The organism is Methylobacterium sp. PvR107 (assembly GCF_017833295.1).
Lineage (GTDB): Bacteria > Pseudomonadota > Alphaproteobacteria > Rhizobiales > Beijerinckiaceae > Methylobacterium.
On the sequence record NZ_JAFIBW010000001.1, the window covers coordinates 1,486,976 to 1,504,760 of the forward strand.

Here is a 17,785-nt window from a genome sequence, read left to right on the forward strand (position 1 = left end):
GATGAGATCCCCGTTGCGAACGCAGTTTCCTGCCGCCCTTGCCCTCGCCCTCGTGGCCGCCACTCCGGTCTGCGCCCAGACGCCGGCCGCCAGCACGGCGGGGGTACCGGGATCCGAGCGGATCAAGGAGGTGCCCTCGGTCTCCGCGATTGATCCGGCGGCGATCAAGCCGGGCCAGATCCTGTTCACGGATCATCGCGACAACCCGACCGCGCCGGAGAACGGCCTGATTCCGTATCTCGACTGGCAGAAGGCCCGCCCGGCCGAAGCCGCCGCGCTCGCGCCCTACCCCGGCTACAAGGAACCCGACTATACCGTCACGGTGAACGGCGTGACCAAGCCGCGGCACGAGACCCTCAAGATCTACGTGGCGGAGGGGCGCTTCATCGTTCCGCGCCCGCCGGAGGCGATCGACGTCGCGTCCTTCGCCAACCTCGCCTTCGTCCAGAAGATGGATCCGGCGATCAAGCACCGCGCGGTGTCGGAAAATGACGTGACGCCGAACAAGGACCCGGCCGCTTCCTTCGCCAAGCGCCCCGACCGCCCGTGGTGCGAGGGCGCGGGCGCCTGCATCGAATCCCGCTACGATCTCGAAGGCAAGCTGCCGCTCGGCGTGAAGCTCGCCAACAAGCTCGAGGAAGGCTCGGCCAAGAAGATCGCCGAGTACGTCTCGTTTCAGAGCGAGCTCAGGGTGCTCGGGCCCGATCAGGCTGCGCCGCTGAAGGCGCTTACCAAAGTGGACACCTCGGTGACCGGCGGGCTGGAGCAGACGATCTTCTGGGTCAACCAGATCCTGCGCTTCGGCAAGTTCCTGGCCGTGTTCCAGCCGATGCCGAACGATCCGACCAAGACGGTGGTCACCACATACATGGCCCTGGCGATCAAGGGCGACGTCCTCGACCGCAAGGCCGAGTACGCACGCGTGCCCGTGTTCAAGAACCTGCTCCCCGCGCAGGTGCTGATGGGCAATTCGAGCTTCAACACCGGAAACTCGATCAGCGCCGGCCTGCCGGTCTACGCCCGGAACCGCATCACGACCTTCGCGGACGCCCTCGCCAAGCGGTGAGGCGCCCGCCGGTCCTCGCTCACATGCCGCGGTTGCCGATCGTCGGCAGGCTCGGCTGCGTGTAGGCGCGGTTCACGTCGCGGCGGGTCTGAGTGCCGTTGGTGTTGCTGGAGGCCCGGTAGTTGTCGAAGTTGAAGCTCTCGGCAAGCCCGCTGCGGGAATCCGGGCCATCGGTCGCGCAGGCGCCGAGGCCGCCGATCGTCAGCACGGTAAGGGCGAGAAGGGTGAAGCGCATTCTGGATCCTGACAGGTGCCGGGTCCGACGATGGACTGATATCGCCCGGCCGGTGCCAAAGTTGGGGACGTCGCCGCATGGTCAGGGCTCGGGAGGATCCGTCAAGGGCGGCCGCCAACCGTAAATTCGTTCTGCCGCCTCCGATGCGCAGCGGCCACGGAAAATCCACCTTGCCTGCGCTTAACCGCGGATAGAGGCCGGCAATCGTGTTGAGCAGCGCTCTCCCCCTCTGGCGAATCCGGGCCTTTTCGGGCGACAACCCTCGGCAATGAGCAACGTCTTGCCCTTCCGACCGCGCCCGCCCGTCACCCGGCTCGCCCGCTGCGAAGTCGTGACCGTAGCCGGTGATATGCTGAATCTTCTCGAGCAGCTCGAGGACGTCAGCGCCCGCGCCGCCGCGATGGGCCGTCCCGCGCTCGAGGTGGAGCGCACGGTCCAGCATCTCCTCGACGCCGTCAGCGCCGTCGAGCGTGCCCTCGACTGCATCGGCGAAGGCGAGCAATCAGCTCCAGCCTAAGGCGGATCGATCGCGCAACGCTGCCGATCTAGCACAATCGATCGACGATCCGAGCTGTCGAATACCCGACTGTCGGCGCAACATCTCTTCGGCCCCAGCAGAGCGCCAATATTCCGGAACCCGATCGCGCAGCTTGCGGTTGAAGGTCGGATGCTCGCGTCGGGCGTCGTATCCGGAGGACGCTATGAGGCTACGCACGGGCAGCATGCTGGCTGTCATCGCCGCTGCCGGGCTTCTGGCCGGGTCCGCGATCCGCGCCGAGGCGGCCGAGCTTGGCTTTCTTGAAATGCTGTTCGGCGCACGACCGGCTCCGCAGCAGGCGCAGGAGGCGCAGCCGGTGCCGTCGCACGCCCCGGCCTATGCCCCCGCCTACGGACGTCGTTACACGCCGCGGCTCGGCGCAGCCCGGCGGCGCTTCCAGACCCGTTACGCGGCATTGCCGGTTCGCATCCATGTCAAGGAGGCCGACACCAGCCCGCGGCAGGTGTCGATCGACATGAAGGGGGGCGCCACGGCAGCTTTGCTGAAGGACGAGACGCTGCGGCCCGGCGATATCGTGGTGCTGAATTCCGGCGCCCGGGTGTTCACCGGCGATCCCGACAGGCGTCACGCGATCCGGGATTTCGAGCCGGTCCAGACCTCGCGCTACGTCAGCAAGGGAACCCGGAAGGTCCTGGCCGGTCTGTTCACGCCGATCGGCGCGACGCCGTCTCAGGTGGCCCGCCGCATGGTGGCACAGGCGAGCAAGGTCGCGGCACCGGTCGCGACGCCGATCCCCACCGAGAAGACGGCGATGCGGGTGATCAACCCGTGGCAGAGCGCGCAGTGATCCGACCGGGCGTCGCTCAGAAGAACCGCTCCTTGATGACGATCGTGTCGCCCGGGCGGACCGGGTAGGTCATCGGCACGATGCCGGAGGCGAGGTTTCCGCTCGTATCGCGGGTCAGGACGGCGTAGTCCCTGGCCGCCCGCGGCCCGAAACCCGCTGCGATCGCGACCGCGGTCTCCACGGTCATGCCGTTCACGAACGGGTATTGGCCGGAGGTGGTCACCTCCCCGAGGATGTAGAACGGCCGGTAGCCGTCGACCTCCACGGTCACGTGCGGCTCCCTGACGAAGCCGGAGGCCAGCTTGGCCTCGATCGCCTTCGCGGCCTGACCGGTTGTCTGTCCGCCGACCTGAACGGTGCCGATCAGCGGCATCGCGATGCGTCCCGCGCCGTCGACCGCGTAGATGTTCGACAGGTTGTCCTGCCCGAAGACGATGACGCGCAGCTTGTCGCCGGCAGCTAGCGTGTAGCGCGCGGCGATGGACCCGGTGCCAGTGGCGTCGAGTTCATCGGTGCGGAAGGTCGGGCGCAGGCAGCCGCCGAGCGCCAGGGTCGTGCCGAGTGTGAGGAGCAGAGCGCGCCGGTTCATCACCATCGCCGTCATGGATGCAGTTGAAGCGTGGTGTAGGACGTTAAGGTTAATGAAACTTGATCAAGCCGCCGGCCTCGACCGCATCGGGTCGTCCGAGTGGCGCCTTAACTCTTGAGCAACCTTAACATCCACTAATAGCGGCGGATGGCTTCGATGGCCGCCCGGCCTGCCTCCGTGTCCAGAGCGTCCGCATGTCCCGTATCCGTCAACGCTCGATCCACGTCGTTCCGGGGGCGCAGCCCGGCGCGGAGGAAGGTCTGAGCCTCGCTCAGGTGCCGCGCGTCCTGCGCCGCTCGATCGGATGGATCCTGGGACCGACCCTCGTGGTGGCCCTGGGGGCCAGCGTCTTCGTCAATGTCGTGAGCCCGCGCTACACCGGCGAATCGAAGCTGCTCCTCGAGAGCCGCGATCCGGCCTTCGCCCGCACGACGCAGGAGCGCGGCGAGCAGCTGGCGCCGATCGACGAGCAGGCGGTGGCGAGCCAGGTTCAGGTGGTGATGTCGCGCGACCTCGCCCGGGAGGCGATCCGCCGCCTGAAGCTGGTCGGCAATCCGGAATTCGATCCGGGCGCTGACAGCATCGGGCCGGTGAAGCGTGTCATGATGATGCTCGGCGTCGGCGCCAATCCCCTCGACCGTCCGGCCGAGGACCGTGTCCTCGACGCCTATTTCGACCATCTTCTGGTCTACCCTGCCGGCAAGTCACGCATCCTGGCCATCGAGTTCCGGTCGAAGGATGCGAAGCTCGCCGCGGACGGCGCCAACACCATCGCCCAGCTCTATATCGGCTCGCTCGAGGCCGATAAGGTCGATACCGCCCGGTATGCCTCGACGTGGCTCGGCGGCAACATCGACGGGTTGCGCAAGCGCGTGGCCGAGGCTGAGGCGAAGGTTGAGACGTTCCGCGCCAAGAACGGCCTCGTGGGCAGCACCGGTTCGACCGGTCGGCCGCTGACCGGCCAGCAGCTCGGGGAGCTGTCCAGCCAGCTCTCCACGGCGCGGATCCTCAAGGCCGATCTCGCCGGCAAGGTGAAGGCCATCAAGGACCTGATCAAGGATGGACGCGCCTTCGAGATCCCGGATGTCGCCAACAACGAGGTGATCCGGCGCATCGTCGAGAACCGAATCTCGGTGCGCGCGCAGCTCGCCCTGGAGTCGCGCACGCTGCTGCCGGCCCACCCGCGCATCAAGGAGCTGAACGCGCAGCTCGAGGATCTCGACGCGCAGATCAAGGCGTCCGCCGAGCGCGTCGTGCGCACGATGGACAACGACGCGAAGATCGCCGGTGCCCGGGTCGAGAGCCTCCAGGCTGCCGTGGACGGTCAGCAGGAGGTTGTCGTGCGCGGCAACGCCAACGAGATCCAGCTCCGCGCGCTCGAGCGCGAGGCCAAGGCCCAGCGTGATCAGCTCGAATCCTATCTGTCGCGCTACCGCGAGGCGGCGGCGCGCGACGGCGAGAGCGCCACGCCGGCCGATGCCCGCATCGTGTCGCGGGCGGTGACCCCGGAGCTGCCGTCCTTCCCGAAGAAGCTGCCGATTATCGGCTTCGCCACGCTGCTGACCCTCATGCTCGCGGCTGGCGGCGTCCTCGCCCGCGCCCTGCTGGCCGAGTCGGCTCGCAACGCGGTCGGCCGCGACGGCGCTTTCGAACCCTCGGAAGACCATGCGCGGCGGGAGCCGGTCATGGAGCGCCCGGACTTCGCGTTCCCGGAGGCAATGCCGCTGGCGCGCTGGTCGGGGAAGGCGGACGGCAGCCAGGCCACCGCGGCGCATCCGAAAGCGCCCGCTCCTCCCGCGGCCGGCTTCGACCTGGCCCCGCTGGTCGGGCGGATCACGTCCGGTCCGCGGCGCGAGGAAGCGCGCTCCGGTCGCCTGATCCTGATCATGGAGACCGAGGAGATGCGTGGGGCGCAGGGGCTCCCCGACGCCCTGATCCGGGCCTTCGGCGAGGCCGGCAGCCTCGTCGCGGTCGATCTGAACAGACCGGCCGGCGCGGATCCGAAGCGCGGCTTCAGTGACCTCGTCGCCGGAGAGGCCGCCTTCCTCGATGTCATTCAGGCGCGGCGCGACAGGGGCATCCACCGCATCGAGGCCGGGGAACGCGCCATGGCGGTGCTCTTCGAGGAACCCGATGCCCTGGCGCTGACCTTCGAGGCCATGGCGGAGGCCTATGACTGGGTCGTCTGCCAAATCCACGCCGCTCCGGGCGCCGTCGATCTGCTGGAACTCGTTGCCGGCTACATGGACAGCGTGGTCATCGCCTCGAATGCCTCGGCCGAGGATCCGGTCCTGGGCGATCTCTACGCCATCGCCGATGAGGCCGGCGCCGGGCAGATCCTGGTGGCCCAGGATCGTCCCGCAGCGCAGGACGTGGCCGCCGACGATCCGCGGGCCGAACTGCGCCTCAACGCCGCCTAGAGTGGGCAGATCGCGCGCCGGTCGTGCGATCCCCCCGTCAGGCATGTGGCACGCGGTGCGATCAGTGTCGCACGATCCCTGAATCGGGCCGACGCGGCATCGCTCCCGCCGTGCACGTCAAATCCGGGCTCGCTTGCGGCGCCGGACGGAACGGGCAGCCCGTCGAGAGCCGCGCCGGCCAGGCCATGTCCCATCCCTGGCCTCATCCTGAGGTGCCCGCGCCCGCGGGCCTCGAAGGAGGGATTCAGGGATCGCTTGGCTGGCCGCCGGCCGCCTTCGACGCGGCTGCTGCCTGCCCGCACCGCAGGATGTGGTCGAGGGTGGGAAGGCCCTACCGGACGCCACGACCTGGGTGCTGCCGTCGACCGTCTTGAATACGATCGGCGACGACTTCCGGGAGGTCTTGCACGGAGCCCTTTCCCGGCATCTGCAATCGCGGCTTTCAGGACCGCCGCAGGGACCGCAGGCGCTGGACGGCCGCGTATAGCCGCGGGTCGCGCTTGATCCGACGCTTCGTGCGCGTGAGGCTCTGCCGCGCGGCGGCGTAGGTTCGCCCGACGAGGGTGACGGGTATCATCGACTCCATGAGGCTGATCGTCTCGTCGCAGATGCTGGCCTTGTACCGGGCCTCGCCAACGCCGAGATCGAAGCCCTGCCGGCCGCGCGCCGTCTGATCGCGCACCAGATGCTGCAGAAGCAGGTCGCCCGGACTGCATCGGGCAATCTCCGGATCGGCATCGAACGCTGTCATCATGCCGCTGAACCGTCTGTCGTTCACGGCGCCCCCGAAAGTCGCGAGCACCCGGCCGCTCTCGGCCAGGCACAGCGCATGAACTTCGATCGCCGGGTGCGCACCGGACGCAGCTGCCGCCAGAAAGGCCTGGATCGACGGGTCGGCGTAGGGATCGGCGATGCCCATCCCGCCGAACCGTGCCGCTTTCTGGGCGTAGAACGCCGCCAGAAAGCGAGCTGCCTCCTCGGCCGTCTCGGCACGTCGATACACGACCGCGCCTTTGGTCTCGACGAGGCGCTTCTCCTTCGAGCGCAACTTCTTGCGGGCATCGGCGCTGAAAACGCGGCGGACAGTGGCTTCCGGATCGGGTCCGAGCATCAGCCCGTACGCGTCGCTCGCCTCCGGCTCGGCCCCAACCGCCAACGGATTGGCCACAGCCTCCCACATGCGGGGCTGATGCCGCAGGGCATAGACATCGATGCCGGCTTGCCGTCCGGCTCGGATCAAGGCCGTGACGATCTCATCCTGCGGGATCGCCGCCGCGTCGCGGGTCGCGAACAGCGGCATGTGGTAGTTCGCGTGCGTGTCGCCGACGGTTTGCGCCACGCAGACACCGAGCCTGCGCTGCAACGTCAGTGGCAGGAGGATCCGCGCCCGGCCGGCCGCGTCGCGCAGGACCGCGACGCGCGCCGTGTCGAGCTGTCCGGTCCCGCGAAGATAGGCGCTCGTCCAGTCGAACCGTTGGTAAGGCGTCTGGAGACTGGCCGGATCGGTTTCGAGGCGGCGCCAGAGCGCCTCGGCCGCTGCCAGATCGGGGATGATCTCGGCGAGCAGCGCGCCGCCCGTTCGCGCCTCGCGCATGCCCGTTCCCGTCGCCTGGACGCCGACCGCCATGGTGCCGATCCCTTGTCGGACCGCGCACGATCCATCCACGATCCATTGTCGCGCCTGGATCCTGCGCGGGCTGCGCTGAACAGGCCGTGACCTCGAGCCGAGGAAGCCGGTTTCAAGAAGTGCAAGGCTCGAATAAATGGCCCTTTGGCTAATAACTCCTTCCGGCAAGAAGCGCGGCCCAGCGGTGATTTCGGGTTTCTTTACTGCGCTGCGCCAAGGCTTCGCGGATCCGGGCCGCTCCGCCCGATCGGTTCAGGACCATGCTGTCGGCGCGTACCAAGCATCGGGTCTTCGCGACCGGGTTCCGCACCATCCAGGCCCTCGGGGCGGATCGGTGGCTGTCCCCGGCAGCCCGCGGTCTCGGCCTGATCCTGACGTTCCATCATGTCAGCCCCGACCCGGCTCCGGCCTTCGCGCCCAATCGGCTGCTCGGCATCACACCCGATTTCCTCGACCTGACCCTGCGCGAGCTCGACGCGCGCGGCTTCGAGGTGATCGGCCTCGACGCCGTGCCGGAGCGTCTCGCCGAGCCGGATTACGGGCCTCCCTTCGCTGTGCTGACGTTCGACGACGGCTATCGCGACAATGTCGAGCACGCGCGTCCGGTGCTCGCGCGCCACGGCGTGCCGTGGACCCTGTTCGTGACCAGCGCCTTCGCGGACCAGAGCGGGCGCCTGTGGTGGATCGAGTTGGAGCGGGCCATCGCGCGTCTTGATCACGTGCGGATCGGGATCGGGTCGCGCGCGGTGGATCTTTCGGCGCGGAGCCCGGAGGAGAAGGCGCTCGCCTTCGACGCGATCTACCGCGATCTGCGCCGGGGTAGCGAGGCCGACCTCCTCGAGCGCATCGCCGACCTCTGCCACCAGGCCGGTTTCCCGCCGGGCAGCGTCGCATCCGAGCTATGCCTGTCCTGGACGGAACTGCGCGATCTGGCGCGCGATCCGGCCGTCACGATCGGTGCCCACACGGTCAGCCACCCGATGCTGGCCAAGCACGAGGCCGAGACCGCCGCGCGGGAAATCGCCGACGGCCGTGCCCGCATCGAGATGGAGCTGGGACGGTCCGTGCGGCACCTGTCGTTTCCGGTCGGGGATCCGGGTTCGGCCGGGCCGCGGGAATTCGTGCTGGCCCGGGACCTGGGCTTCGCGACAGCGGTGACCACCCGGCCGGGCCATCTCTTCGCCGCGCATGCCGGTCACCTGCACGCTCTGCCGCGTGTGTCGGTGAACGGGTGTCATCAGACGCGCGCGGCGCTGGCGGGCCTCTTGTCCGGTGTGCCGTTTCTGGCGTGGAACCGCGGCCGGCGCCTGAACGTCGCCTGAGGCGTGCCGCCCCCGTTACCGACGGCGCCGATGCCGGTAGCCCGTGGAGAACGAGGCGTATTGCCGGCCGCGATGCGAGCGGTAGCGCCGCCGGCCGGACGTGCTCGTCTCGGCTGCCTCGTCGATCTGCGGGATCGGCTCCGCCATCGCGGCAGCGGGTGTCGCTGCGGTTGACACGGCAGGTGCCGCGGCGAAATCCGCCGAGGCGTAGCCGCCAGCCACGTTCTTGGCGGCCGGGCCGAACATCGCGAGGCACTGGTTGTAGGCGAGGTCGTTCTTCAGCCTCTCGCACTCACCGATCGAACGGGGCGTGCCCTGCGCCAGGGCCGGCAGGGGTGCGAGCAGCACGACGAGGGCAGCCAGTGGCTTGAGGCGCATGGAGCGGCGGTACACGGGGAAAGGTCTCGGAGGCGGACCGACAGCCTTGTGGCGCCTGAGTGCGGCAAAATCGAGTTGTCCGGCTCAGCGATCCGGCCGCTCCATCCACCGGATCAGCGGCATCAGCGGGAAGATCCAGGCGATCCCCAGGATCGAGTAAAGCAGCGCCTGAACGGCCGCCGGTGTCTCGGAGATCCGGCTGTCGGCCAGCGCCATCGCCAGGGGCCCGTAGAGGCAGACGAAGGCCAGGATCGCGAGGGTGCCGATGAGGGTACGGGTGCGGCGGCGCATGGCAGGTTCCGGAATCTCGCGACCGGCGCGGCGGCGCTGAGGCTCGACGGCTATCGTTCCGCAGCCCGGTTGGCAACGCGCCCGCTGCCGCGGGCTGCGGCGCCGTTGACGTTGCTGGCGCGGCGCGCATCCCCTAACCGGGGCGTTGCGGCCGGGGCGTCCCGGTATCCGCAAAAGGATTCCGGATGGTCATGAGAGGCGCAGGCGATCAGCGATCGGGGGCGGTGCGGACCTGGCTCTACATCGTCGCGGCTCTCGTGGTCGCCATGGTGGCGGTGGGCGGAGCCACGCGTCTGACCGGGTCGGGCCTGTCGATCACCGAGTGGCGTCCCGTCACGGGGGCCATCCCGCCGCTTTCGGAGGCGAATTGGGCCGCCGAATTCGCCAAGTACAAGGACACGCCGCAATACAGCATCCTCAACCAGGGGATCGGCCTCTCCGCCTTCAAAGTGCTCTACGGCTGGGAGTGGGGCCACCGCCTGCTCGGCCGGCTGATCGGCCTCGTGTTCTTCCTGCCGCTGATCGTGTTCTGGTGGCAGGGTCGGATCAGCCGGCGCCTCGGCCTCGGCCTGATCGGCCTCGGCGTGCTCGGCGGATTGCAGGGCGCGATCGGCTGGATCATGGTCGCGTCAGGTCTCCAGCCCGGCATGACCGCGGTGGCGCCGATCAAGCTCGCCCTGCATCTGACGACCGCCAGCCTGATCCTGGCCGGCCTCGTCTGGCTCGCGGCCGGCGAGCGCGGCGGCGTCCTGGCGCCGGCCGCGCCGCGCCTCCGCGCCTCCGCCGCGCTGCTGCCGGTCCTGATCCTGCTGCAGATCTTCCTGGGCGGACTCGTGGCAGGATCGCATGCAGGCCTCGTCTACAACACGTGGCCGACGATGGACGGCAATCTGGTGCCGCCGATGGACAGCCTGTTCGCCATCCGTCCGTGGATCGAGAACTTCGTCGACAATCACGCGCTGGTGCAGTTCGACCACCGGATGACGGCCTATCTCGTCATCCTCGTCGCGATCGTGCACGCGATCGATGCTCGGTTGGCGGGCCCGGGCGGCATGGCCCGCCGGGCGACGGGCGTGGCGGTCCTGGCGCTGGCGCAGGCCGCCCTCGGGATCGCAACGCTTCTGCTCGCCGTGCCGCTCTGGGCGGCCCTCGCCCATCAGATCCTCGCGATGGCGATCCTGACGATGGCCACCGTTCACGCCTGCCTCAGCCGCGGAAGCGGGCGGGTTCAGCCCGCCGCGGCCGGGCTGCCGCTCGGGTTCGAAGGTTTGGCCGTGCGGGGCATCTAGGCTTTCGTGCGGCGCAGCAGAGACGTTGCGTCGCACGAGACTTTTACCCAAAGGACAGAAACTCTGGGAAAACTCCATCTCCGCATTCCGCGCATGGAACGATCAAGACTTCTCAGGCCTTAAGCTGCACGCGTTGCAGGAGGCTTCAAGATGTCTCTCGCGGATGATGGGCGGCCACTCTCCCTGACCTGGCACTACACGCCCCGGGAGATCGTGGCCGACGGCGTGATACACGGGCTGGGCGTCGTGCTCGGCCTCGCGGGTGCGGTGGCGCTCGTGGCCACGGCGGTCACGGCGCATCTCGGTCTCGGCGAGCGGGCTGCGGTCGTGGTCTACGCCACCGCGCTCGTGCTGATGCTCGGCGTTTCAGCGCTCTACAACCTCTACCCGGTCAGCCCGCGCAAGTGGCTGCTGCGCCGCGCCGACCACGCTCTGATCTACCTGATGATCGCCGGCACCTACACGCCGCTCGTCGCCCTCGTCGGATCGGGACCCCGCGCCTACGCGCTGCTGGCGATGATCTGGGCCGTGGCCCTCGTCGGCATCGTCGTGAAGCTGCTCCTCCCGGGCCGCTTCGATCGCCTCTCGATCGGGCTCTACCTGGTGCTCGGCTGGAGCGGCCTCTTCGCTTATGAATCCGTTATCGCGGCGCTTCAGCCGACGGCTCTGTGGCTGCTGGCGATCGGTGGAGCGCTCTACTCGGTCGGCGTACTGTTCCATGTCTGGCGGACGCTGCCGTTCCAGAACGCGATCTGGCATGGCTTCGTGCTGGCTGCGACGGCTTGCCATTACGGAACCATCTGGGCCAGCCTGAACGGAATGTCTGTGGCGTAAATTGAAATTCGTCCGGTAGAATTCCGGTTACCGTTCCGAGGAAAAGGTCGAAGCGATCCGTTTTCCTTTAAGTCCTCATCGACATCCGGTGGCGCATTGTTCTCAGGAGCGATCGTGCCGGGAGCGACAACGTGGAACCCACAACGAACGACGCCCGCAGCACGCAGCGTTATCGAATTCTCCACGTGTTCCGGGCGCCCGTCGGCGGATTGTTCCGGCACGTCGTCGATCTTGCCCGTCTCCAGGCGGGATCGGGGCACGCCGTCGGCATCGTGTGCGACTCGACCACCGGCGGTGAGCGCGGCGCGCGCGCCCTTGCGGAGCTGATGCCCAGCCTCGAACTCGGCCTGATCCGGATCCCGATGCAGCGCAATCCGCACCTGACGGACTGGGCCTGTCTCCGCACGGTCGGGAAGCGGGCCGCAGAGGTGGGCGCTGACGTCCTGCACGGACACGGCGCGAAGGGCGGTGCCTATGCTCGGCTCGCCGCAGCCGGCTCGACGATCCGTGCCTATACCCCGCACGGCGGCAGCTACAATTACCGGCCCGGCAGCCTGCTCCATCGCCTCTACATGGGCGCCGAAGGCGTGCTCGCCCGACGTACGGACGCCTTTCTGTTCGAAAGCGAGTACGTCGCTGGTCGGCACAGGGCCTTCGTGGGCGGCCCCGAGCGTGTGACGCGAATCGTTCACAACGGCATCTCGGAGGCCGAATTCGAACCGGTTGAACGGGTGAAGGATCCGTTCGACCTGCTGTATGTCGGCGAATTGCGGGAGGCCAAGGGCCTGCCCTACCTGCTCGAGGCTCTGGTTCGGTTGCGGGCCGAGGGCCGGGCGCTGCGTCTGCTTTTGGTCGGCTCGGGTCCGGACGCCGAGATCCTGCGCGAGACGGTCGCGCGCCTCGGGCTTACCGGCGCGGTCTCCTTCGAGCCTCCGCAGGCGATCCGTTCCGTGCTGGCGCGGGGGCGCATCCTAGTCGTCCCGTCGCTCGCGGAATCGCTGCCCTACGTTGTCCTGGAAGCCGCTGCTGCGGCCCAGCCCCTCGTCGCCACGCGGGTCGGTGGCATTCCGGAAATCTTCGGCCCGGCCGCGCACGATCTCGTCCCCGCCCGGGATTCGGAGGCGCTCGCATCCGGCATCCGGACGGTGCTGGACGACGCGCCCGAGAGGCTTGCCGCCAAGGTCGGTGGTCTCAGCGAGTCGATCCGGCAGCGTTTCTCCCTGGAGCGGATGGGCAGCGAGGTCGTCTCCGGCTACGCGGCGGCGTTCCAGGCTCGGTCGGGCCACCGCAGCGCCGCGCATCGCGGGATCGCCGGGCCGCGGACCGCCTGAGCCCGGTGGCGGGAACGTGATCGCCACCGCTCCGCACGCCGCGCTGAATGCGCGGCGGTCGGCTCGCCCTTAAGTCTTCCGACAACGCTCCGTGCCAAGCTGCAGGTGAAGCAACCGCAGAGCGGCGCGGGGGGAGCCAATCGATGAGCGCGTTCGACATCCGCGATCTTCTCGACGCGACGGGACCCCTCGAAGCGCGGCCGGGTGCGGTTCGCGCGGGGGCCGTGCCGCTCGCCGAGACCTCTGCGCCGGAAGCGGCGGCGATCTCACCTGTGGTGGTCGCCGGCCTCGTGCGGGCGCTCGAAGGCGCGCTGATCTTCGGTCTCGGCTCGCTGCTGCACCTGCTGATGCTGCAAGGGCGGGTCCCTTTCGGGCTGACCTATGCCGGGGCCATCGGCCTGATCGCCGTGACGACGGTTACGCTGACCCAGGCAGTGGGCGGCTACCGGATCGCCGCATTCCGGGCCTTCTTCAAGACCGCGATCCGGCTGATCGCCGCCTGGTCGATGACCTTCCTGATGGTGGCCGCCGGTCTGGTCCTCGCCAAGGTGGCGGACCATTACTCGCGGCTGTGGCTCGGGACGTTCTTCGCCACCGGGCTCGGCGCCCTTCTCGTCGGCCGCTTCGTCCTGTTCCGGATCATCGACGCACAGACCCGCGCCGGCCGTTTCGATCGGCGCACCGCGATCGTGGGCGGCGGCCAGCCGGCCGAGGATCTGATCGCCGCCCTGGAGACGCAGAGCGACAGCGGCATCCGCATCGTCGGCGTGTTCGATGACCGCAACACCGATCGCTCGTCGGATGTGGTGGCCGGCCACCCGAAGCTCGGCAACGTCGACGATCTGGTCGCCTACGCGCGGCATGCCCGCCTGGACCTGATCGTCTTCACCATCCCGATTACGGCCGAGGCGCGTATCCTGCAGATGCTCGCGAAGCTCTGGGTCCTGCCGATCGACATCCGCCTCTCGGCGCACGCCGCCAAGCTGCGCCTGCGCCCGCGCAGCTACTCGTATCTGGGCTCTGTGCCGGTGCTCGACGTCTTCGACAGGCCGATCGCCGACTGGGATGTGGTGGTGAAGGCGCTGTTCGATCGCGGCGTCGGCCTGCTGATGCTCCTCGCGCTGTCGCCGATCATGCTGGCCGTCGCGCTCGCCGTTGGCCTCACCTCGCGCGGTCCGATCCTGTTCCGGCAGAAGCGTCACGGCTTCAACAACGAGCTGATCGAAGTCTACAAGTTCCGCTCGATGTACGTCGATCAGTGCGATGCCGGCGCGGCCAAGATGGTCACCAAGGGCGATCCGCGCGTGACGCCGGTCGGCCGCTTCATCCGCAAGACCTCGCTCGACGAGCTGCCGCAGCTGTTCAACGTGCTGAAGGGCGATCTTTCCCTTGTCGGGCCCCGGCCTCACGCCCTGCAGGCGAAGGCGGCCAACACCCTGTACGACCAAGTCGTCGATGGCTATTTCGCCCGGCACAAGGTCAAGCCCGGCATCACCGGCTGGGCGCAGATCAACGGCTGGCGCGGCGAGACTGACACGTCCGAGAAGCTGCAGCGGCGCGTGGAACACGATCTCTATTACATCGAGAACTGGTCGGTCCTGCTCGACCTCCAGATCCTGCTGACCACGCCGTTCGCCCTGCTCAAGACCGAGAACGCGTACTGAGCCGGTCTTCGGCCGGCGCCCGTCGGGACGCCGGCCGCCGCGCACCGCCTACGGCAGGGCGCCGGCCTTCTCCTTGGCCTTCATGATCGTATCGCGGCAGCCCTGGGCGTCGCCGCCCTTGTCCTGCTCCCGGGCCTGGGCGACGAGCTTCTTGGCCTCCTCCACGCCCGCGGCGGTGGGCTTCACGTCAGCGTCCGACTTGGTGAGGGCCGGCGGCTTGTCGAGCGCCTTCGGAGAATTCGACGAGGTCGGGCCGCCCGGCGGCGTCGTGCCCGTCACGGAGGCGGCACCGGCACTGTCGAGACGCCGCTGCAGGGTGTCGACCTCGTCGGCGCATGGGGTCGCCAGGGCCGGCGTGGCTGCGGCGAGGGCCAGGGCTGCGAGGGCGAATCTGATCATCATTGAGGCGTTTCTCCACTGCACCTGAGCGCGATCGGCTCCGGCTGCCCGCGATGCGGCGGGCCGCCACGTCCGGATGCGACTACCGTGGAGACGCCGGGCGCATCGGGCCGTTCCCGAGACAGGAGGCCGCACCGCGCACTGGGAAACGGAAGCGGGCGCCCCCGGGCGGCCTGGAAGCCGCCGAGAGCGCCCACAGCGGGTCGTGTCGTCCGTCAGTACTTGCGGATGATCGGCTCCGGCGACATCGGCACCGGGTCGGCGCCGAAGGCGTAGCGGATGCCGGCGTAGACCGAGAACGGCTGCGCCAGGGTCGTGGTCCGCGAATCGCTGATCCGCAGGTTGCCGGCCACCGGGCCTGGCTCCGCGAAGGTGCCGAAGGTCGCGTAGCGGTTGTTGGTCAGGTTGGTAATCAGCCCGAAGACCTCGAGGTTTTTCGTCACCTGATATTTGGTCTGCAGGTTCATCGTGTAATAGGCCGGGAGCTTGCGGTTCAGGTTCGACTCGTCGCCGCGGAAGTAGGACGAGGAGAAGGCCTGGAGGTAGAGCCCAAGCTGCCAGTCTGGTGTGATGAAGTAGTCGAAGCCGGCCTTGATCTGGTGCGCCGGCACCAGCGGCACGATGTTGCCCTTGCGGACCTGGATCGCCCCATCATCGGCGAGCGGATTGTTGGGCGACGACAGGGTGCCGTTGAACTGGAAGGTCGCGTCGACCAGCGCGTAATTGGCGTAGACCCGCAGGTAATCGGCCGTGTACTCGCTGCCGACCTCGATCCCCTGCCGCTGCGTCGAGGGCACGTTCACGAAATAGGCGCGCGCCGTGTTGCCGGGCGTCGCGAGCGACAGGATGTCGTTGCTGAGATCCGTGCGGAACGCACCGATCTTGTAGGTGATGACGCCGCCGTCATAGGTGTTCGGCAGCTGGCCCCGGAAGCCGACCTCGTAGGTCCGCGCCGTCACCTGCTTCAGCGGCGGATCGGCGACCAGCGAGTTCGGCAGGAGGCACGGCCGGTCCGGGTTGGCGCAAGCCAGTTCCAGCGGGGTCGGGGCGCGGTTCGACTCCGAGTAGCTGCCGTAGAGGTTCAGCGCGTCGAAGAAGCGGTAGGTCAGGCCGGCGACCGGGTTGATCTTGTTGTAGTAATGCGTGCCCGTCACGTCCGGAGAGAAGCCGGTGAGATCCTCGCTCTGGATGCGCGCGAAGTTGAGGCGTGCGCCGGCCGTCAGCGACAGCCGGTCGGTCACGTCGAGCGTATCGAGGGTGTAGAGGCCCATGTAGACATTCGAGCCGTTGACCGAGCTCGGCGCGATGCCGAGAGCGCCGGCTGTCCGCAATTGCGGCGTGCCGAGGCCCGGGATGTTGCCGTAATAGGGGTTGCTCGGGTTGGTGGTGATCGACAGGTCGGGGTTGATGACTCCGAGGGTGCTGGACGACTTGAACGAGTAGTTCGCCGTGTCGATGCTGCCGCCGACCACGAAGGTGTTGGGCAGGCCGAACACCCGGTCGCGGTTCGAGGCCTGGAGCGAGCCGCCGAAGCCCGTGGCCTCGGTCCGGGTCGTGTCCAGGGTGCCGTAGGGGATGTTGGCCCGGAACGGGATGCGCTGGTTCTGCTGGCCCAGGATCAGGAACTGATTGCGGAACGCGAGCTGCGACTGGCCGGCGGACGGGCTGAACCCGTCATCCTGGTAGCAGAGATTGCCGCGGAAGCTGGAGCGCGTGCTGCAATTCTCGAAGTTGCCGTCGTTGCCATCCACGTAGGTCTGGCTGAAGCGGCGGAAATAGGCGTTGCCGGCCAGATCCCAGGTCGGCGAGATGTCGACGCGGCCGGTGAGCTGAAGCGAGCCGACCTCGGTGGTGGTGGTCTGCGGGAAGGTGAAGATCGCCCGCGGGTCGCGATGGGTGAAGTCGACCGGCGTCGCGGCGGCGGCACCGTAGAAGCTGCGGGCCGCGAGACCGATCAGGTGGAACTCGGAATCCTGCGAGCGGTAGCCGAGATCGGCGTAGAGCCGGCCGATCGTGCTCGGGCTCTCGTAGCGCCAGCCGCGGTCATTCAGCCCGTCGCCGGTGAAGTACACGCTCCAATTGTCGACGACCTTGCCATATTGCAGGTAGCCGGCGGTGCGGGCATCGGAGCCGCCCCAGGCGGCGATCTCGGTGCCCTGCCAGGTGAAGCCGTTCTTCATCTGGATGTTGACTGCGCCGCCCAGCGCGTTGAGGCCGAAGACCGGGTTGCCGGTGACCACGTCGATCCGCTGGATCGCCTGCTGCGGGATCAGGTCGAAATTGACGACGTCGCCGAAGGCCTCGTTGATGCGCACGCCGTTCTGGTAGACGGCGAGCCCCTGCGGCACGCCCTGAACCGGCGAGGCCGTGAAGCCGCGATAGGTCACGTCCACGCGGTTGTTGTTGCCCTGCGAGTCGGAGATGTTGAAGCCGGGCGTGCGCCTTGCCAGCGTCGTGACCAGATTGCCGCTGGCCTGATCGATGGCGAGGTCGCTCGCGGTGACCGACTCGACCGTGCTCGGGATCTTATCGAGGGGCTGCTCGCTGCCGCGCAGGCGGGTCAGGCCGGTCGGCGGCACGGACCCGTTCGGCGGCACCGGGCCGGGACCGTTGAAGGTCTGCGCCTGGCTCGAACTTCCGCCCCCTGAGCCAACCGGCGTCGTGGACACCACGCTGATCTCGCCCAGCGTCACCGATTGCTGAGCCTGAACGCTCCCCGACAGGACCGTTCCGGCGAGCACCGATGCAGACGCGACCAAGCTGCTCCGCAACGCGCGAAGTGACATTCCCAACCCCCGTGGCCCGAGACCCATGCTCGTTGTCGACGAGCTTGTGATCACTCATGCCGAGTGGCGGGGATGCGCACAATTGTCCGTGAACCGCGATCGCGCTGTTTTGGCGGTCTTTCCCCCGCCGCGCCGCGGATGCCGGCTCGACGTGATGAAACCGCAACAGTTTCTTGAGCGCGATCAAGCACTTAGGGAGCATTCGGCA

Annotated in this window: 16 protein-coding genes; 9 read left to right on the forward strand and 7 right to left on the reverse strand. The window is 68.3% G+C overall.

Translation table 11 applies throughout. The features are described 5' to 3' along the window. The first annotated feature begins 13 nt into the window (after positions 1–13). A complete protein-coding gene (locus JOE48_RS06840; RefSeq protein WP_245252741.1) occupies positions 14–1,066 on the forward strand; it encodes a hypothetical protein in 1,053 nt (350 codons plus the stop codon). A 19-nt stretch (positions 1,067–1,085) separates the two neighbouring features. Here JOE48_RS06840 and JOE48_RS06845 read toward each other — a convergent pair whose 3' ends face one another. Continuing rightward, positions 1,086–1,301 (reverse strand): hypothetical protein, encoded by a 216-nt coding sequence (locus tag JOE48_RS06845; protein ID WP_210028826.1) that lies wholly within the window; start codon positions 1,299–1,301, stop codon positions 1,086–1,088. Between the two features lie 268 nt (positions 1,302–1,569). Here JOE48_RS06845 and JOE48_RS06850 point away from each other — a divergent pair, with 268 nt between their 5' ends. Further along, positions 1,570–1,818, forward strand: coding sequence for a hypothetical protein (locus JOE48_RS06850; RefSeq protein WP_210028827.1), 249 nt, complete (start codon positions 1,570–1,572; stop codon positions 1,816–1,818). A 184-nt stretch (positions 1,819–2,002) separates the two neighbouring features. Then, positions 2,003–2,647, forward strand: a complete 645-nt coding sequence (locus JOE48_RS06855) for a hypothetical protein (RefSeq protein WP_210028829.1) — start codon at positions 2,003–2,005, stop codon at positions 2,645–2,647. 16 nt (positions 2,648–2,663) lie between these two features. Here JOE48_RS06855 and JOE48_RS06860 read toward each other — a convergent pair whose 3' ends face one another. Further along, entirely contained in the window at positions 2,664–3,242 is a 579-nt protein-coding gene (locus tag JOE48_RS06860) for a polysaccharide biosynthesis/export family protein (protein ID WP_210035617.1), read from the reverse strand. Between the two features lie 188 nt (positions 3,243–3,430). Between JOE48_RS06860 and JOE48_RS06865 the strand changes: the two genes are divergently transcribed. Then, on the forward strand, positions 3,431–5,656 hold the full coding sequence (locus tag JOE48_RS06865; protein ID WP_210028830.1) for a GumC family protein: 2,226 nt from the start codon (positions 3,431–3,433) through the stop codon (positions 5,654–5,656). A 442-nt stretch (positions 5,657–6,098) separates the two neighbouring features. On the opposite strand, the gene JOE48_RS06870 is transcribed toward JOE48_RS06865, so the two are convergent. Next, a complete protein-coding gene (locus tag JOE48_RS06870; RefSeq protein ID WP_210028831.1) occupies positions 6,099–7,283 on the reverse strand; it encodes a GNAT family N-acetyltransferase in 1,185 nt (394 codons plus the stop codon). A gap of 260 nt (positions 7,284–7,543) precedes the next feature. On the opposite strand from JOE48_RS06870, the gene JOE48_RS06875 reads away from it, so the two are divergent. Beyond that, on the forward strand, positions 7,544–8,605 hold the full coding sequence (locus tag JOE48_RS06875) for a polysaccharide deacetylase family protein (RefSeq protein WP_210028832.1): 1,062 nt from the start codon (positions 7,544–7,546) through the stop codon (positions 8,603–8,605). A 15-nt stretch (positions 8,606–8,620) separates the two neighbouring features. On the opposite strand, the gene JOE48_RS06880 is transcribed toward JOE48_RS06875, so the two are convergent. Then, positions 8,621–8,983: a hypothetical protein gene (locus tag JOE48_RS06880; RefSeq protein WP_210035619.1), complete on the reverse strand. Its 363-nt coding sequence runs from the start codon at positions 8,981–8,983 to the stop codon at positions 8,621–8,623. Positions 8,984–9,067: 84 nt separating this feature from the next. Next, entirely contained in the window at positions 9,068–9,274 is a 207-nt protein-coding gene (locus JOE48_RS06885) for a DUF2842 domain-containing protein (RefSeq protein ID WP_210028833.1), read from the reverse strand. Between the two features lie 185 nt (positions 9,275–9,459). On the opposite strand from JOE48_RS06885, the gene JOE48_RS06890 reads away from it, so the two are divergent. The 4 genes from JOE48_RS06890 to JOE48_RS06905 all read left to right on the forward strand — a co-directional run bounded on the left by JOE48_RS06890 (position 9,460) and on the right by JOE48_RS06905 (position 14,392). Further along, positions 9,460–10,563: a COX15/CtaA family protein gene (locus tag JOE48_RS06890; protein ID WP_210028834.1), complete on the forward strand. Its 1,104-nt coding sequence runs from the start codon at positions 9,460–9,462 to the stop codon at positions 10,561–10,563. Positions 10,564–10,713: 150 nt separating this feature from the next. Next, positions 10,714–11,397 carry a PAQR family membrane homeostasis protein TrhA gene (gene trhA / locus JOE48_RS06895; RefSeq protein WP_210028835.1) on the forward strand — a complete coding sequence of 228 codons (684 nt, stop codon included), beginning with the start codon at positions 10,714–10,716 and terminating at the stop codon, positions 11,395–11,397. Positions 11,398–11,528: 131 nt separating this feature from the next. Next, complete coding sequence (locus tag JOE48_RS06900) at positions 11,529–12,728, forward strand: glycosyltransferase family 4 protein (protein WP_210028836.1); 1,200 nt, start codon at positions 11,529–11,531, stop codon at positions 12,726–12,728. Positions 12,729–12,871: 143 nt separating this feature from the next. Beyond that, the gene (locus JOE48_RS06905) at positions 12,872–14,392 is read left to right on the forward strand and encodes an undecaprenyl-phosphate glucose phosphotransferase (RefSeq protein ID WP_210028839.1); all 1,521 of its coding nucleotides are present in this window, start codon (positions 12,872–12,874) and stop codon (positions 14,390–14,392) included. Positions 14,393–14,440: 48 nt separating this feature from the next. Here JOE48_RS06905 and JOE48_RS06910 read toward each other — a convergent pair whose 3' ends face one another. Together JOE48_RS06910 and JOE48_RS06915 are read right to left on the reverse strand one after the other, a co-directional pair. Next, a complete protein-coding gene (locus tag JOE48_RS06910; RefSeq protein WP_210028840.1) occupies positions 14,441–14,794 on the reverse strand; it encodes a hypothetical protein in 354 nt (117 codons plus the stop codon). 212 nt (positions 14,795–15,006) lie between these two features. Further along, entirely contained in the window at positions 15,007–17,577 is a 2,571-nt protein-coding gene (locus JOE48_RS06915; RefSeq protein WP_210028842.1) for a TonB-dependent receptor, read from the reverse strand. Positions 17,578–17,785: the final 208 nt, after the last annotated feature.

Excerpts from the sequence above, each read along its gene's own strand:
- JOE48_RS06885 (WP_210028833.1), bottom strand. The coding sequence starts at position 9,274 with ATGCGCCGCCGCACCCGTACCCTCATCGGCACCCTCGCGATCCTGGCC.
- JOE48_RS06870 (WP_210028831.1), bottom strand. The coding sequence starts at position 7,283 with ATGGCGGTCGGCGTCCAGGCGACGGGAACGGGCATGCGCGAGGCGCGA.
- JOE48_RS06905 (WP_210028839.1), top strand. The coding sequence starts at position 12,872 with ATGAGCGCGTTCGACATCCGCGATCTTCTCGACGCGACGGGACCCCTC.
- JOE48_RS06915 (WP_210028842.1), bottom strand. The coding sequence starts at position 17,577 with ATGTCACTTCGCGCGTTGCGGAGCAGCTTGGTCGCGTCTGCATCGGTG.
- JOE48_RS06910 (WP_210028840.1), bottom strand. The coding sequence starts at position 14,794 with ATGATGATCAGATTCGCCCTCGCAGCCCTGGCCCTCGCCGCAGCCACG.
- JOE48_RS06855 (WP_210028829.1), top strand. The coding sequence starts at position 2,003 with ATGAGGCTACGCACGGGCAGCATGCTGGCTGTCATCGCCGCTGCCGGG.
- JOE48_RS06880 (WP_210035619.1), bottom strand. The coding sequence starts at position 8,983 with ATGCGCCTCAAGCCACTGGCTGCCCTCGTCGTGCTGCTCGCACCCCTG.
- JOE48_RS06890 (WP_210028834.1), top strand. The coding sequence starts at position 9,460 with ATGGTCATGAGAGGCGCAGGCGATCAGCGATCGGGGGCGGTGCGGACC.
- JOE48_RS06845 (WP_210028826.1), bottom strand. The coding sequence starts at position 1,301 with ATGCGCTTCACCCTTCTCGCCCTTACCGTGCTGACGATCGGCGGCCTC.
- JOE48_RS06860 (WP_210035617.1), bottom strand. The coding sequence starts at position 3,242 with ATGGTGATGAACCGGCGCGCTCTGCTCCTCACACTCGGCACGACCCTG.
- JOE48_RS06850 (WP_210028827.1), top strand. The coding sequence starts at position 1,570 with ATGAGCAACGTCTTGCCCTTCCGACCGCGCCCGCCCGTCACCCGGCTC.
- JOE48_RS06865 (WP_210028830.1), top strand. The coding sequence starts at position 3,431 with ATGTCCCGTATCCGTCAACGCTCGATCCACGTCGTTCCGGGGGCGCAG.
- JOE48_RS06875 (WP_210028832.1), top strand. The coding sequence starts at position 7,544 with ATGCTGTCGGCGCGTACCAAGCATCGGGTCTTCGCGACCGGGTTCCGC.
- trhA (WP_210028835.1), top strand. The coding sequence starts at position 10,714 with ATGTCTCTCGCGGATGATGGGCGGCCACTCTCCCTGACCTGGCACTAC.